The sequence below is a fragment of the Streptomyces actuosus genome, assembly GCF_016921115.1.
GTDB classification, from domain to species: Bacteria; Actinomycetota; Actinomycetes; order Streptomycetales; family Streptomycetaceae; genus Streptomyces; species Streptomyces actuosus_A.
In genome coordinates, this window is record NZ_JAFFZS010000035.1 from 46,296 (window position 1) to 61,216 (window position 14,921).

Consider the following 14,921-nt stretch of genomic DNA (forward strand, 5'->3'; position numbering starts at 1 on the left):
GCCGGTGCGTCAGCTCCTCCTCCCGGCCCGGTGACGGGCGTCGAGGGCCTTGAGCGCGATCCGCCTCAGCGCCGGACTTCCCGCCACCACCGCCCGCATCCGCTGGGCCGACGCCGCCTGGGCGTGCCGGAGCTTGGCCGGCGCGGTGCCCGTGGACACCCACCCCTCACCCAGCGGCCGGTCGCCCGTCTTCATCTCCTGCTTGTACCGCTCGTCGCCCTTTCCGAGGTCGAGGTACTCGATGCCCTGGGCCGCCGCGGCCTCGGCCATCTTCAGCAGCAGCAGGATGCCGGGCGAGAAGCGCGCGGCCTCCGGGGCGTAGGCGGGGAACCAGTACTGCAGCACGTTGCGTGAGCGCAGCCCGAAATGGACGGCGACGGGCCGCTCGCCCGCGTACAGCGTCGACGGGATGCCCGAGCAGTCGGCGGACCGGGTCTGGTGCAGGTCCCGCAGCAGTGCCGCGACCGAGGGTGATGCGAACAGGTCCACCTGTCCCTTGGCCCGGTACTGGGCCGACTTCCACCGCATCAGCGTGTCGAGGGACGCGGGCGACGGGTCGTCGAACACCAGTCGAATCTCGCCCAGGGTGCGCCGAAGCCGCCGTTCCTTTGCCTGCAGTTGTTTCGTCCGTTCCCGGGACTTGGCACTCAGCCTCGCTGCGTACGCCTCGAAGCCCTGCGCCAGGTCGAGGACCGGCGACGTGGACCGGCGCACCACCCCGCTGTCGAAAGGCCCTTGGTCTGCGGTGAGATGGTCGTACCGCCACAGGTGCAGTCGGCAGGCTCGCAACAGCTCCTGCACGTCCCAGTCCAGCCCCGGGGCGTGGATGAGCCCCTGCGCATCACACAGGCCGCTGCCGATGGGCGTCCCGAGTCCCAGCCTGTGGCGCTCGAAGGGGAAGTAGCCCACCGGTCCGGATCCGTCCGAGAGCACCGCGACCCGGGCCGAGGGCCGCTGCCGTCCAACGGCTCGGGCGAACTGCGGGGACAGGAACGGGCTGGCCAGCGCCGGAGAGGACTGCTGCAGGGCACACCAGGCGGTGAGGTCTCTCGCGGTGAGACCGTCAGGGGTGTGCACGGTCACCGTCATGGTGTGGCTCCTCTCTGCAACCCTGCGATGAGCAGGGCGTAGTCCTCGATCGAGGACCCGGGAGTGCCGTCGTGGAGATTGTGGTCGAAGGCCCACATCAGTCCCTTGAGTCCGCAGGCCTTCAGTTGGCGCCCGGCCTCGTTCATGACGCCCGGGTAGTACGCGGCCACGTGGGGTCCTGCGCTCTCTCCGCTGACGGTGAAGCCCTCGTGGGCGGCGATCCGGGAGATCCACCGCACCGACGACCACGCCCGCACCCGGTCCTCCGGCCCGCGGCCCCGGGCCAGGGCGTCGAGGTCGACGGCGCGGTCCGAGGGCCGGCAGGCGTTGTTCCTCGGTGTGCCGGACCCGTCCACCAGGGCCGTGGAGACCAGTTGGACGCCGGGCCGGTGGTCGATGAGCCCGATCGTGCGGTAGAAGCCGGCGCCGCGGCTGAGGAGCCCGCCGGCGGCGGTGGCCCCCAGGTGTGCGCGCAGGGCGGTGGACAGGTCGCCCGGATAGAACCCGGCGCCGGGGACCAGCACCAGCAGACGTCCGGTGTAGCCCAGCGCCTCGTACTGCCGGATCTGCCAGTTCACCGCATCGGCCAGCGCGGTGAGGTACCAGTCGTACCACCGGGACACCTGCCCCGTGGTCATGGGCGCGCCCCGATACCCGGGCTGCCCCGGCCGCCACCCGGGAAAGGGATTCGGCGCGACGGTCGCGGGCCGGCCGGGATCCGCTCCGCTCGCCTGCGCGTGCCGGTCGAAGGCCCAGTACGATGCGTGGCCCGCGGTGCCCGGGGCCGGCCGCGGATAGGTGAACTCTCCGGTGTCGTTCACACCGATACGCAAGGCCCAGAAGCTGCGCAGGCCGATCTGCCGGTCCAGCTGTCGCAGATAGCCTGCCACCTCGTTGCGGACCTCCTGGCTGAACACCAGGTTCGGGGCCTCGGTGAAGCGTGCGCCGTCCTGGTCGGTGAAGGCGGCGTCCGGATACCTGTCGAAGAGCCAGGACGGCGGGCTGTTGAGGCCGAGGCCCGCCTCCACACGCAGGCCCGCGTCGTGGAAGACCCGCACCTTCTCCTTGATCGTGGCGACGTAGGCCTGGTCCACCTGCCCGGGAGCCGGTTCGAACCGGTTCCAGTGGACCGTCATATGGGCCACGCCGATCCCGTGTTCCGCGCTCACCCGTGCGGTGCGCGGGCTCGTCTGAAGCGTGCCGAAGAAGTACCTCTCGTGGTGGTCGTTGCCTTTGCCGAGCCGGCTGAAGGAGAGCACCGCGGCGACGACGGCGGCGACCGCGAGGTACACGACCCACCGGCGGGTGCGCAGGCGCCTCCCGGCGCCCCCGGACCGGTCCGTCATGGCAGCAACTCCTGGTACAGCCGGGTGTACTGCGACAGGAACCGAGCCTCACCGTAATGTTCCTCGACCGCCGCGCGGCCCCGTTCCGCCAGCTGCTGCCACCACCCGGGCCGTTGCCACAACTGCGACAGGAGGCGGCCGGTACCGAGGCAGTCGCCCGGCGTGGCCCGCACCACGGTGTCGTGCAGGGGCTCGAACTGCGGAAGCTCGCTCAGGATGACGGGGCGCCCGGTGGCCAGGGCCTGGAGCACGGTGAGCGGAATGTCCGCCTTGCCGCCGAGCACCCGCGGAACGTAGAGGAGGACGTCCGCGGCTGCCAGGAGACCATGCATGTCGTCGACGTGTCCCAACACCTCGGTCTCGGGCAGGCCCGCACGGGCCGCGCCGGCCCGCAGCGCCCGCTCCCGCGCACGTGTGTCCTGTCCCGGCCGGTCGCGCAGCGCAAGCACCAGCCGGAAGCGGGCTCCCGCACGCGAGGCGACCGCTGCCGAGGCAACGGCTTCCTCGGCACCGCCACCCTCATCGTGATGCCCGGTGACCAGCACGGTCGGCGGATCCGTGGACGGCCGGGGCCGCCGGGGCCACGCGTCGAGCGGGACGACGGGGGGGATCACCCGGACGTCCTCGAACCCGGCGGTGCGCAGGGCCTGCGCGGTGACCTCGGACAGCGCCACGGTGGGGCCGAGTGGGCGACACTGCGCGAGAAGAGCGGGATCCATGACGCCGGGGACGGTGTGCAGGACCGGCGTGCCACCGAGGAGCCTCGGCCAGACACGGGAGAACCGGGGGAACCCGCTGCCGATCGTCAGCACGGCATGCACGAGATCGGACCGCCGGGTGAGTACGGTCCCGACGGCCGCCGCCTGCATCCGCTCCGGCAGGCGGGGGACACCGTCCAGGGAGACGAGGGGCACCGGCGCCCCCGGGAGGTCCCGCACCCTCGCGTCAGGCCGGGGCCATTTCCGGAACCAGTGGTACCGCACGTCCGGGATGCCCCGCGCGAGGGCCATCGCGAGGTCGGTGTCTCCTCCCAGTCCCCCGTCCACCGGGCCGCTGGTGAGGAGCAGGACACGAGGACGGCAGCGGTCAGCGGCCATGACCGGTGCCCGTCCGCACGTCCCCGGCCGCCGAGGGCGCCGGGGCGCGCTCCGTGCCGGGCGGTAGTGGCAGCTTGTACAGCGCGAGGGTGCCGTAGGAACGCCCGGGGAAGGAGAACACCAGGCGCCCCTCGCCCGCGAGGCGCTGGGCCGTACCGGCGTCCATCCTGCCGTACCCCTGGTCGATCACCTTCCAGGGGACGACCAGATAGCGCGCGTGCGCGCGGGACCGGTCCTCGCGCGTGACCCAGTCGCCCACCTTGTACTTGTCCCGCAGCGCCCATGACGAGACTCCGCCGCTGGCCCCGCCGTCGGCTGCGATGACGGCGCTGCCCGCGGGCACGTGCTTGTCCATGTAGTCGCGCAGTTGGGCGTATCCGTCGTCGCGGCCGGTGCGCACCTTGGCGTAGGAGGTGCCGGAGAAGGCCAGGGCCGCGGTGACGAAGCCGGCGGTGGCCACCAGCAGGACGCGGCGCCGCACCGCTCGTCCGTCCCGCTGCCGGTACCACTGCATCCCGACGGAGAGAGCGGCACCCAGCGTCACCAGAGTCGGCACGATCAGCAGGTACAGCGCCTGTTCCTCCAGCGTCCCGTGGGCGAGCGCGAACAGCAGGGTGAGTCCGGCACACAGATGGAACAGCCCCAGCATCCTGAGCACGGGGTCCTTGCGGCGGAGCAGAACCACCAGAGCGATCGGTCCCACGAGCAGCAGCGCGTACGTGGAGGCGTACGTCGTCGCCTGGTCGGCGAGCCGACTGCTCAGCGACGGAGTGCCGGGCGCGTTGAACCCGGACTCCTGGACGACCCCGATCAGGCGGGCCGCTCCGTGGTACTTGGCGTGCCAGAACGGGACGATGTGGCCGCAGAGGGCCACCAGGCCCACGTACAGGCCGTACGGCAGCACGCTCGTTCCCAGCGTGGTGAGCATCAGCCGCCGCGGTGCACCCCAGCCCAGGGACAGCGCGATGAGCAGCGGAAGCAGGGTGATCAGCGCCGCGTGGTCCTTGGTCAGCAGCGCCAGTCCGAAGAGCAGGCCTGCCGCCGCGGCCCTGAGGCGGGGCCGACCGGGCAGCGGCTCGCGGGAGAGAGTGAGGAGCACCAGGTATCCGGCCAGTACGAACAGCATGGCCTGGGTGTCCAGCATCACCCGGTCGTTCTGCCGGATGATGTACGGGTCCAGCGCGAACAGCAGGGCGGCCACCACCCCGGTCGTGCGGGATCCGGCCATGGTGACCAGGAGCAGCACCAGGACAGCCGTGGCGGCGCCCAGAAGGACGTTCACCAGCCGGGCCTGGTACACACCGGTGACGAGGTCGGGGCCGAAGCCGACGAGTTTGCCCCAGCCCGCCTCCACGTAGAAGTAGCCCGGCGGGTGCAGGAAGAAGAGACCCTCCGAGGTACGGGGGAATCCGCCCTGCGCGGCGCTGACGCCCAGTTGCCGGTAGATCAGCTCGTCCACGAAGAGGTCGGCGGAGCGGCCCACGTTCACCAGGCGCAGGGCCAGGGCGAGCAGGAAGACGCCTCCCGCCAGGACCGGCGTCGGCACCCTCCGGGAGGTCTGCCGGGGCAGGGTACGCACGCGTGCTGCCGCCGCGACGGTCATGAGGAGTCTCCGGGGAAGAGGTAGAACTCGGGGACGAGCGGGACCTGTCCGCCGGGGAACATGGCCTGGGCCTGCGTGCGGTAACCGAGGACCGAGGCCGCCTTGGCCTGGAGCCCCAGAGTCCAGGCCACCGGCCGGCCGAGGCTGTTGCGCTGTACGAAGGCTGCGTCGGGGACGTCCCGCCGGTCGTAGGGGAAGTCGGCGTAGTAGACCACGCGGCGCCCGCTCAGCTCGGCTGCGGTCCTGACCAGCAGATGGTCGGCGTGCCCGCCGACTGCGAGCGGTGCCAGGATCAGCGGCCCGCTCCCGCCCGGGCTGCTGGGGGCGCCCAGCGTCCTGACGATGCGGGCGACGTCCCGCAGCAGGCCGTCGTCGTGCCGCGAGATGCGCCCGGCGGCGAGATGCGCCCGGTACGTGGGGTAGACGTGGTCCCTTTCGGGCAGCAGCCGACTCGCCCGGCGGCTGCCCGCCGTCTTGCGGCGGAAGAGCCCGTCGGTGAATCCCGCGTGCTGCCAGGTGACGCCCATGGCTTCGAGCACCTCCCGGTCCTCGGCGCGCCGTGCGGCGTACAGTTGCTCGGCGTCCTGCATCCCGGCCAGCCGCAGGCAGCGGCGTCCGGACAGGGTGTAGGGCGGCGGAGTGCCGTTCGTGAACAGGGTGAGGACGGTGACGGGCACCTGCTGCCGGGCGTGCGCCATCAGCGCCCCGCACGACAGCACCGCGTCGTCGGTGTGGGGCGACAGCACCACCACCGGAGCGCCTTGTCCGACCGTGTCGGCGACGGCATCAGGAGTCATCGCGGATCGCCTCCCGCCGTACGTGACCCGGGGCGGCAGGGGTGGACGCCAGCACGCCGCGCACCAGGTCCGCATAGTGCCCGGTCATGCTCTCCCAGGTGTACCGCTGCGACGCCGTATGCGCCTGCCGGCCGAGCGCACGGCGGACGTCCGGGTCCGAGGCGAGGCGGCCGATCTCCTTGGCCATCGCCTCGACGTCGAAGGGGGGAACACCGACGTTTCCCTTGCCGTCCATCCACCGCAGAGAGGGCAGGTCGAAGTGGATCACCGGCTTGCCGTGCGCCATGCTCTCGAGCGCCACGAGGCCGAAGGTCTCGCTGCGTGAGGGCATGACCATGAAGGCGCTGTCCGCCAGCAGCCGCTGTTTGGGTTCGCGGTCGACGTGGCCGAGCCACCGGGCGTCGCTGTTCGTCCGGGCGAGCATCGCCTTCACCGTGCGTTCCTGGGCCTGCGTGCCGTGTCCGGCGATGTACAGGGGCAGCTCCGGGGCGGCCGCCTCGTAGGCCTTGAGCAGCAGGTCCAGACCCTTCAGCCGCAGGTCCACCCGGCCGAGGAAGAGGATGTGCCCGCCGCTTCCGAAGGAGGTGCCGTCGACGTGCTGCTGGTCCACGCCGTTCTCGATGAGGTGCACCGCCGCCTTCGGGCTGTGTCTCCGGGCGTCCGCGGCGTCCGCCTGGTTGAGGACCACTATGTGCCGGTAGCGGCGAAGACCGAGGCGTTCGAGGCGGAGGGCGGGGATGTGGTACTTCAGCCAGGTGGCCTCCCCGCAGCGGCACTGGTTGATCCCGATGACGGGCCGCCGGGAGAGGAGGGGCAGAAGGCCGGTGGTGAAGGGCGGGGTGAAGTTCTCCAGCCACACATCGTGCCGGACCCTTCGTGCGATGAGCGGCAGCGCCGCCTGGAACAGCAGCTGGGCGGCCCGTGGGCCGGCCCAGCAGACGGGCACGAAGCGGTAGCGCAGCCCGTCGCGCACCTGCGTCCCGCCGTGTCGTGCCGCGGTGACCACGGTGACGTCGAACTCCTGTGCAAGCCGCCGGGCGACGTGTTCGACGACGACCGATCCGCCGCCGCGGTAGTCCGTGTTCCGGCTGTTGTCGAAGTTCGAGATGACCACATGCCTGCCCCGGGCAGGTGTGGTGCCGTCGTGGTCGGGCCGGTCCTGCGGCAGGCTGCCGCCGTGTGCCGTGACGAGCCGCACGGCGGTGTCCGCGGCGGCGGCCGGTGTGGCGGCGAGCGCGTCGAGTGGGGCGACACCGCCCGCGTCGGGCGCCCAACGGCGGTAGCGTTCCTGCCGGTGTCGGCCCGGCTCCGCGTCGTCCGGCTCGGCCCCATGGCTCTCCAGGAGCAGCGTCACGTCGTAGGCACCGGCGAGGCGGCGGAAGAGCGCGGCGGTCCGTGAGCCGTCCGGGGGGTCGAACTTCGCCAGGCAGTCGAGCGGTCCTCGGTCCGTGAGTATCACGCCCGGGCGGCCCGTCAGACCGTGCACCGCGGCCCGAAGCCGCGCCGCGCCCAGCCGCACGGCGATCTCGGACGCATCGATGCGGGCGTGGACGGCGTCGAACCAGGCCCCGACCGGGGACCGCGAGCCCGTCGGCTGCGTCGACCGGGGACGGCCGGGGAAGCGGCGGCACATCACGCAGCCGTAGCAGTAGGTCCTCGTGACCGTGCAGCCGCGCCGACGCAGCGTCGCCGCCATCTGGCGGACCAGGGTGGTCTTGCCGGAATCGTCGGGGCCGGACACCGCCACCAGGAGGCCGCTGGAGGACCGGAGACGGCTCCTCAGCCCGGTACGGACGCTCGGTCCGGGACGGCGGCGCGGCGTGCGGGAGCCGTGTCGGAGGCTCATGGGGTTCCCCTCTTCCGGGTCTTGGCGACGCACAGCGGCACCCTGAGCGCAGCCTCGCGTACGGCGCCCGCGAGGTGTTTCTCGCGCAGCAGACGGGGGGTGTGTTCCGCCGCCACGCGAAGCGAGACCGGGACGGGAAGCGGCACGGGCAGGGTTACGGTCTCCCCCCGGTCGAGCCGTCCGATGGCCGCGACGGCCGTCGACAGGGCCTGGCTGTGGGCGGTGCCCCAGCCCTCCCGGCCCGCTTCCCGGCGGGATTCGGCAACCACTTCGGGCCGCAGGAGCGGCCGGACGGCAAGCAGTTCGGACAGCTCGAAGGACAGGTTCTGGAAGAGCGCGTGGGCGAGCCAGATGCACAGGCGGTCGGCGGGACAGGGCTCCAGCCAGGGGTCCCCCTGCACGGCCCGGGCGCGCGCGAACAGCCGGGCGTTGGGCATGACAGGGACGCCGAACCATCCCACGGACGCGTGCAGGTGGGCGGCGGGCCCGCTCGCGGGCCACAGCAGCACCTTCGACGAGCGCTCCAGCCAGTACCGCTCGCGGCGCACGCACCAGCCGGACAGGGCCCTTTCCGCCACCGCCCACTGCCCGTCGGGGACCACCACGTCGAAGTCGCCGCCGAGGTGCTCGCCCGGTCCGTCGGCCTTGATGAGGACACTGGGGACGCCGGCGGTCAGCAGACGCTGCGTCGCCTCGCGCGCAGTGCTGCGAAACACCGCGTCGCGCGCTTCCACCTCGGTCACGGTCGCGGCCAGTTGCCGCGGGTAGGCCCGGGCGAGCAGGGCCTCCGTCCGGCAGGCCCGGGCGACCCGCAGTGCGTCGCGCAGCTCGTCGTCCCCCGCGGGCCGGACGTCGCGGCGCCACACGGCGTCGAGGAGGAGCCGGAGGGGTACGGTGTCGCCGTTCGGGTGCCCGTCACCTGGGTGGCCGCCACCGGGCCGGACGCCGACCGCGTCGGGTTCGTCCGCGGCACCCGTGGACGCCGTGGAGGCTCGTGCGGGCCGCCCCGGGGTGTCCTGTGCAGGCCCGGAGGCCTCCGACGGCCCCTGCGCGGAGGCCGTGGTGCGGTGGCGCAGGAAACGAACGGTCGCCAGGACCGCCACGGCTGTCGCGGCGATCAGCCACACGACGGGGACCGGGCGCAGCGCCACGAGCACGCCGATGACGACGATCGGTTCGACCAGCGGCAGCTGCGCGAAGACGTGGAAGCCCTGCTTGCGTACCAGCAGGTGTGCCACCAGCAGCAGCGCCGCCAACGCGCCGCAACAGCCACCGATCGCGAGCCCGAGCACTCCTGCGGCCTTCCAGCCGGCCAGCAGACCCGCGACGAAGAGCAGCACTCCGACGGCCTGGCGGTACTGGCAGGACTGGTCGTTGACCGCCTGGAAGAAGGTGGAGACGAGGTTGATGCCGCCGACGGCGAACCCCGAAACCGCGGTGAACACCACCAGCCGGCTGATCAGGCCGTAGTCCGACGGGAAGACCACGTCGAACACCTCGGGGGGTGTGGTCGCGTACACGGCCGTGAGAGGCAGGGCTACGATGAGGTACATCCGCATGGCACTCCCGGCCAGGGGAGTTCCCATGCGGCGCCGGGACAGCGCGGGGAAGAAGGCGACCGAGATGGCGCCGGCCAGGAAGAGGGGCGCCCGGCCCATCATCACGCTCGCCTGGTAGCTGGCCGTGGCCGGGCCGTCGGCCGGGAGCAGGGTGATCAGGACGAGGTCGACGGAGGCCATCAGGGCCACCAGGCTCTGCACCGTACCCAGTCCGAGCGCACGGCGCCACAGGTCGCGGTTGGCGCGTGCGTCCGCCCACCATCCGCCCCCGCGGGTCATCCGGTACGGCCACCAGATCAGCAGGGGGATCGCAGCGACCCCGAAAGCTGCCAGGGCGCCCGTGGCCCCGAATCCGAGGACCGAGACGAGGAACAGGCCGACCACGACCTTCAGGACCGCCTCACCGGTGAGGGCCCAGGCCAGGGTGCGCATCCGCTCGGTGCCCTGGAGCCAGCCGCCGCTGACCCGCGTGACGTAGATCAGGAGGGTGGCACCGCCTAGGGCGGCGACCGCGCCCGCGCCGGCGAACCGGGTGGCGACCAGGGCGACGGTCGCGCTCGCCAGAACGCCGCCGGTCACCGCGATCACCACGGAGAATCGCACGGCATCGCTGCGCTCGGCCTGCGAACGGGCGCGTGCCAGAGCCTGTGCCAGCACCCAGGGGATCGCGACGAGAGCCACGGTCGCGGCGCAGAGCACCAGCGCCTGCCCCGCGGCGAAGGTCGCGAAGTCGTCGACGTCCAGCAGCCGCGTCAGCAGCAGGGCGTAGCCGTAGTTGAGTGCTCCGATGGCGAGCCATGCGGCGGTGACCCAGCGCGCTCCCTGCACGGCGATGACGTCATCGCGCCGGGCGCTCGTGCGGGGGGCGGAGGCGTTGAGGGAGGTCATGGCGTGGTCCGGCCGTTGTCGCTGAGAGTGCCGCCGAGGCGGACGGAAAGCGGGCCTGCCGCCCCGGTCGGCCCCGGCACCGGGCGTCCGGCCGCCGGTTCCGGCCCTGCGGGAACGGCCGTTCCCACCAGGACGTCCTGGCGGCTCGCCAGAGAGAGTTCGCTGAGTTCACCGGGGTCGACCCCCAGGCGTCGCAGGGCCCGTACGGCGCGGACCTCGTCGCAGCCGTGCAGGAGCACCCGGAAGGTGTTCCCCTGCCGGTCCCAGGCGTCGGTCAGTCGCAGCGCGTTGCGGAGGAAGCGCTCCATCGCGTTGCCGTCCGCCACGAGGAAGGTGCCGATGACGGAGAGATCGCTCGGCCGGCGCCGGGAGTGCCGGTGCCGCCGGGTCCGCGCCATCTCCTCCAGGACAACGGCGGCCAGCCGCTCGGCGCTGCTGTCCCAGGAGAAGGTGGCCGCCCAGGACCGGCACCGGGCCGCCGTCCGCTCCCGCGCGCCGGGGGCGGCGAGCTCGCCCAGCGCGTCGGCGATCCCGTGGGCCAGATCCGATTCCGGCGGCAGGAGCCATCCGGTCCGGCCGGGCCGGACCGCGTCGCGCAGACCCGGCACGTCGTAGACGACGGCAGGGGTACCGACGGCGTTGGCTTCGATGACGGTCAGGCCCCAGCCCTCGGCCACGGACGGGGCGACCGTGAGCCATGCCCGGGCCAGCATCTCCCACTTGCGTGCCGCGCTCACCCGGCCGTGGAAGGTGACGGCGTGGCCGACCCCCTCGCGCACGGCGAGGGCCCGCAGGAGGGCGAGTTCGCTTCCGTCGCCGGCGATGTCGAGGCGTACGTCCGGCATCTTCTGCGTCAGCGTGGGCATCGCCCGCACCAGCAGTTCCAGCCGCTTCTGCGGGACCAGTCTGCTGACGACCGCGATGGCGGGTGTGCGGCTGCGCGGTACGCCGAGTGCGGCGCGTGGTCCGTCGCAGGCACCGTCGGGCGGGGTCCCGTTGGGCACGATGTAGGCGGGGTTGCGGAAGCCGAGTTCGCGCCGGATCCCCTCCAGGGTGGACGGCGAGACCACGACGACCGGCCGCCCGTGGTAGACGGCACGGCTGACCTGCTTCTCCAGGAGTCGGCCGACGACGTTCAGGGGCCGGGGCAGGAGCATGTCGAACTGGCTCTGGTGGACGTGGTGCACCACGCACAGGTCAGCGGTCCATCGTGGGCTGAACAGCGGTGAGAAGAAGGGAATGCCGTTCTGGCAGTCGATGACGGCGTCGTAGGCGTGCCGGTGGTTCAGCAGGTGCCGGGCCGCCGCGGCGTAGACACCGTAGGTGCCGCCGCCGCGGAGAACCCGTATGCCGTCGGACATCGAGCGGGGCGCGGCTCCCGGGTGGCGCGCCGTGAACACCGTGACGTGGGCGCCCGCCTCGCTGAAACGGCGGGCGGTCTCCCAGCAGTACGCCTCGGCGCCGCCGGCCTGCGGATGGGCGGGATCACGCCAGTTGAGGAAGAGGATGTCGGATCGAGCGAGATCGTTCAGCGCGGTCATGGCGGTCACCGGGCCGTCGAGATCCTGATCAGGTCGGCCATCGAACGCAGACCGTCCCGGCGCGCCGAGAACGTCGATCCGGGCACGTCGCACCAGGTGACCGGCACTTCGGTCACGCGGTGTCCCCGGCGTTCGAGGCGGGCGAGCATTTCCACGTCGAAGGCGAATCCGTCGATGCGGCAGTCACGGACGACCTCGCGGATGAGCGGGCCGTCGAAGAACTTGAAGCCGCACTGCGTGTCGGCGACGTCGGGGAGGGCCAGCCGGGCCAGTTGCCTGAAGACCCAGCCGCCGCAGCGGCGTAGCGAGGGCTGCTCGGTCTCGTAGCGGGCTCCGGGGGCGCGCCGGGAGGCAATCACCGCCGGGTGGCCCTGCTCGAGCAGAGCCATGACCTCGTCGAGCGTCGCGATGGGGGTGGCGCTGTCGGCGTCGGCGAAGCCCACGTACCGGGCCGACGAGGTGGCGATGCCCCGGCGGACGGCGGCTCCTTTGCCGTGATCGCTGCAGCCGATGGTGTGGACGGGGACCGGTGCGCGGGCGAAGCGCTCCACGACGTCGCGGGTGCGGTCGGCGCTGTCGTTGTCCACCACCACGACGGCGGAGGTCCAGGGCCGGGTGGAGAGGTGGTCGACGGTGATGCCGATGGTGGACGGCAGACGGCGTTCCTCGTTGAACGCCGGGAGGATCAGCTCCAGATCCACCTTCGGACGCACGAGCCCGAAAGCCATCACAGATCGCCGCCTTCCCGTGGACGTCGGGGGAGGGCGGCCCGGTGATGTTCTCCGGGTTCCGGATCGCCGCCCGGGGCGGTGTCCGAGCCGCCCGGGCGGCGACGCCCGGCCGTCCGCGGGGCGGCTCCGGGGGGCCGGTGGCGGCACATCGGCGACCAGCGCCTGGGCGCGTTGCAGACCCCGCTCGTCGTCGCCTTGGTGATCCTGTCGGACGCACGGCGGCACCGGACGTCGCCCGCCTGAGCGGCGGAGGAGCGGGAGGACGCGCGCCCCGGCCAGTCGGTCGCACGGCGCAGTGGGTGGGGAACGACAGCGGTCGGAGAGCGACCGGTCACAGTAGGAGACTTCATGAACGGCACCTAAAGGGATGATTACGACGTATATGTACACTTTCGTCTGATCCTTCCGTGAAGTCAAGGCGAGTCCCGCTGGGGGGTTCAGGGGTCGCGGTGGCTGCTCTCCGGCTCGTGTTGACTTGCCCGAATGGGGGGTGAAATTGTATGTATACGTCGTAAATATGCGTGTGTATCGCGCGCAGGCGCCGCGGCCGCACTGTCCGGACGTCCGGCCCTCCGCCTCTTCGGCCGACCGGTTGAGAGGACGGCGACCCGCTCATGAGTGCTCCCATCGAGGACTACGCCCTCCTCAGCGACCTGGAGACCGCCGCCATGGTCGGCCGGAACGGTTCCGTGGACTGGCTGTGTCTGCCCCGGTTCGACTCGGAGGCCTGCCTGGCCGCGCTGTTGGGCACGCAGGACAACGGCTTCTGGCGGGTCGCCCCGGCTGCCGCGGCCGGGGCCAGCTCCCGCCGCGCCTACCGGCCCGACACGCTGGTCCTGGACACCTGGTGGGAGACCGCCGAGGGAGTCGTCCGGGTCACGGACTTCATGCCGCCCCGTGCCGAGGCGCCGTGCGTCGTCCGCGTGGTCGAGGGGGTGTCGGGGGCCGTGCGTGTGCGCAGCGAGCTGTGCCTGCGCTTCCACCACGGCCGCGTGGTGCCCTGGGTCCGGGCCGGCGGCGAGGGCAGCGTCGCGGTCGCCGGGCCGGACGCGGTGTGGCTGGCCGCGGACGGTCCGGTGCGCGCGCTCGGCCGGGAGGGCTCCACCGTCTGGGACGTCACCGTCCCGGCCGGCCGGCGGCTCGCCCTGACCCTGGTGTGGGCGCCCTCGCATCACCCCGAGCCGCCCGCCGCGATGGGCGTCCCGGCGGAGACGCTGCTGAAGGAGACCGACGACTTCTGGCGCGACTGGGCGGGCCGGTGCCGGTACCAGGGGCCGTGGCGGGACGCCGTGGTGCGCTCGCTGATCACCCTGAAGGCGCTCACCTGCGCTCCCACCGGGGGCATCGTCGCCGCACCCACCACCTCGCTGCCCGGGTGCATCGGCGGCGATGCCAACTGGGACGACCGGTGCTGCTGGCTGCGCGACTCCACCCTCACTCTGTCGTGCCTGCTGCGCAGCGGGTACCGGGAGGAGGCACGCGCCTGGCTCGGGTGGCTCATGCGGGCGGTAGCGGGGGACCCGGCCGATCTGCAGACCGTGTACGGCCTGGGCGGCCAGCGGCTGCTGCCGGAGACCGAGGCGTACTGGCTGACCGGGTACGAGGGGTCCCGGCCGGTGAGGTTCGGGAACTCCGCGGCCGGCCACTTCCAGCTCGACGTGCACGGCGAGGTCCTGGACACGCTCCTGCTGTGCCTGAGGGCGGGGATCCCCATGCCCGCCCACGGGTGGGACGTGGTCGAAGCGCTGATCGGTTTCCTGCAGCGGCACTGGCGCGAGCCCGACCAGGGGCTGTGGCAGGAGCGGGGCCCGCGGCGGCAGTTCGTCCACTCCAAGGTCATGGTGTGGGTGGCCGCCGACCGGGCGCTGCGCATGGCGGAGCTGCTGGGACGCAACGGACCCTCGGCCGGGTGGCGGGTCCTGCGCGACGAGGTTCGCCAGCAGGTCCTGTGCCGGGGCTGGGACGCCGAGCGGCGGTCCTTCGTGCAGTCCTACGGTTCGGCCGGTCTGGACGCCTCCGCCCTGCTGATGCCCCGGCTCGGCTTCCTGCCCGGCCGGGACCCGAGGGTGCGGTGCACCGTCCGTGAGATGCGGCGACTGGAGCACGGCGGTTTCGTACGGCGGTACGCCCCCGACGACGGCGACGCGTCCGGCGCGGTCGGCCGTGAGGGCGCGTTTGTGACGTGCTCCCTCTGGTATGCCGACGCCCTCGCCGCGACCGGTCGCGCCGCACAGGCCCGCGAGGTCTTCGAGCGGGTTCTCGGCGTCCGCAACGACGTGGGGCTGCTGTCGGAGCAGTGGGACCCGGACGCCGGTCGCCAACTGGGCAACGCGCCCAAGGCGTCCAGCCACATCGCGCTGGTGGAGACGGCGTTCGCGCTGTTCGGCGGGCCCGGGACGGCAGTAGGGTAGGCCGCTCCTCAGG

10 protein-coding genes are annotated in these 14,921 nt (G+C 72.6%); 1 reads left to right on the forward strand and 9 read right to left on the reverse strand.

Annotated elements, in window-relative coordinates:
• Positions 1-9 precede the first annotated feature (9 nt).
• From JS756_RS29755 to JS756_RS29795, 9 genes are read right to left on the reverse strand one after another with little or no spacing between them, the layout of a single operon-like run.
• A complete protein-coding gene (locus JS756_RS29755) occupies positions 10-1,089 on the reverse strand; it encodes a GNAT family N-acetyltransferase (protein ID WP_205386350.1) in 1,080 nt (359 codons plus the stop codon).
• Positions 1,086-2,435: a beta-galactosidase gene (locus tag JS756_RS29760; RefSeq protein ID WP_205386351.1), complete on the reverse strand. Its 1,350-nt coding sequence runs from the start codon at positions 2,433-2,435 to the stop codon at positions 1,086-1,088. Before JS756_RS29760 ends, JS756_RS29755 begins: the two co-directional genes overlap by 4 nt.
• Positions 2,432-3,532 carry a glycosyltransferase gene (locus tag JS756_RS29765; protein ID WP_205386352.1) on the reverse strand — a complete coding sequence of 367 codons (1,101 nt, stop codon included), beginning with the start codon at positions 3,530-3,532 and terminating at the stop codon, positions 2,432-2,434. The genes JS756_RS29760 and JS756_RS29765 overlap by 4 nt, the downstream gene beginning before the upstream one ends.
• Positions 3,522-5,135, reverse strand: coding sequence for an ArnT family glycosyltransferase (locus JS756_RS29770; protein ID WP_205386353.1), 1,614 nt, complete (start codon positions 5,133-5,135; stop codon positions 3,522-3,524). The genes JS756_RS29765 and JS756_RS29770 overlap by 11 nt, the downstream gene beginning before the upstream one ends.
• Entirely contained in the window at positions 5,132-5,932 is an 801-nt protein-coding gene (locus tag JS756_RS29775) for a PIG-L deacetylase family protein (RefSeq protein ID WP_205386354.1), read from the reverse strand. Before JS756_RS29775 ends, JS756_RS29770 begins: the two co-directional genes overlap by 4 nt.
• Positions 5,922-7,778, reverse strand: a complete 1,857-nt coding sequence (locus tag JS756_RS29780; RefSeq protein WP_205386356.1) for a glycosyltransferase — start codon at positions 7,776-7,778, stop codon at positions 5,922-5,924. Before JS756_RS29780 ends, JS756_RS29775 begins: the two co-directional genes overlap by 11 nt.
• Entirely contained in the window at positions 7,775-10,225 is a 2,451-nt protein-coding gene (locus tag JS756_RS29785) for a lipopolysaccharide biosynthesis protein (RefSeq protein ID WP_205386357.1), read from the reverse strand. The genes JS756_RS29780 and JS756_RS29785 overlap by 4 nt, the downstream gene beginning before the upstream one ends.
• Positions 10,222-11,766, reverse strand: coding sequence for a glycosyltransferase family 4 protein (locus JS756_RS37670; RefSeq protein ID WP_275892748.1), 1,545 nt, complete (start codon positions 11,764-11,766; stop codon positions 10,222-10,224). Before JS756_RS37670 ends, JS756_RS29785 begins: the two co-directional genes overlap by 4 nt.
• A gap of 5 nt (positions 11,767-11,771) precedes the next feature.
• On the reverse strand, positions 11,772-12,494 hold the full coding sequence (locus JS756_RS29795; protein WP_205386359.1) for a glycosyltransferase: 723 nt from the start codon (positions 12,492-12,494) through the stop codon (positions 11,772-11,774).
• 617 nt (positions 12,495-13,111) lie between these two features.
• Between JS756_RS29795 and JS756_RS29800 the strand changes: the two genes are divergently transcribed.
• Entirely contained in the window at positions 13,112-14,908 is a 1,797-nt protein-coding gene (locus tag JS756_RS29800; RefSeq protein WP_205386360.1) for a glycoside hydrolase family 15 protein, read from the forward strand.
• Positions 14,909-14,921 lie beyond the last annotated feature (13 nt).

Coding starts and splice junctions, on each gene's coding strand:
- JS756_RS29755 (WP_205386350.1), bottom strand. CDS start 1,089: ATGACGGTGACCGTGCACACCCCTGACGGTCTCACCGCGAGAGACCTC.
- JS756_RS29760 (WP_205386351.1), bottom strand. CDS start 2,435: ATGACGGACCGGTCCGGGGGCGCCGGGAGGCGCCTGCGCACCCGCCGG.
- JS756_RS29765 (WP_205386352.1), bottom strand. CDS start 3,532: ATGGCCGCTGACCGCTGCCGTCCTCGTGTCCTGCTCCTCACCAGCGGC.
- JS756_RS29770 (WP_205386353.1), bottom strand. CDS start 5,135: ATGACCGTCGCGGCGGCAGCACGCGTGCGTACCCTGCCCCGGCAGACC.
- JS756_RS29775 (WP_205386354.1), bottom strand. CDS start 5,932: ATGACTCCTGATGCCGTCGCCGACACGGTCGGACAAGGCGCTCCGGTG.
- JS756_RS29780 (WP_205386356.1), bottom strand. CDS start 7,778: ATGAGCCTCCGACACGGCTCCCGCACGCCGCGCCGCCGTCCCGGACCG.
- JS756_RS29785 (WP_205386357.1), bottom strand. CDS start 10,225: ATGACCTCCCTCAACGCCTCCGCCCCCCGCACGAGCGCCCGGCGCGAT.
- JS756_RS37670 (WP_275892748.1), bottom strand. CDS start 11,766: ATGACCGCGCTGAACGATCTCGCTCGATCCGACATCCTCTTCCTCAAC.
- JS756_RS29795 (WP_205386359.1), bottom strand. CDS start 12,494: ATGGCTTTCGGGCTCGTGCGTCCGAAGGTGGATCTGGAGCTGATCCTC.
- JS756_RS29800 (WP_205386360.1), top strand. CDS start 13,112: ATGAGTGCTCCCATCGAGGACTACGCCCTCCTCAGCGACCTGGAGACC.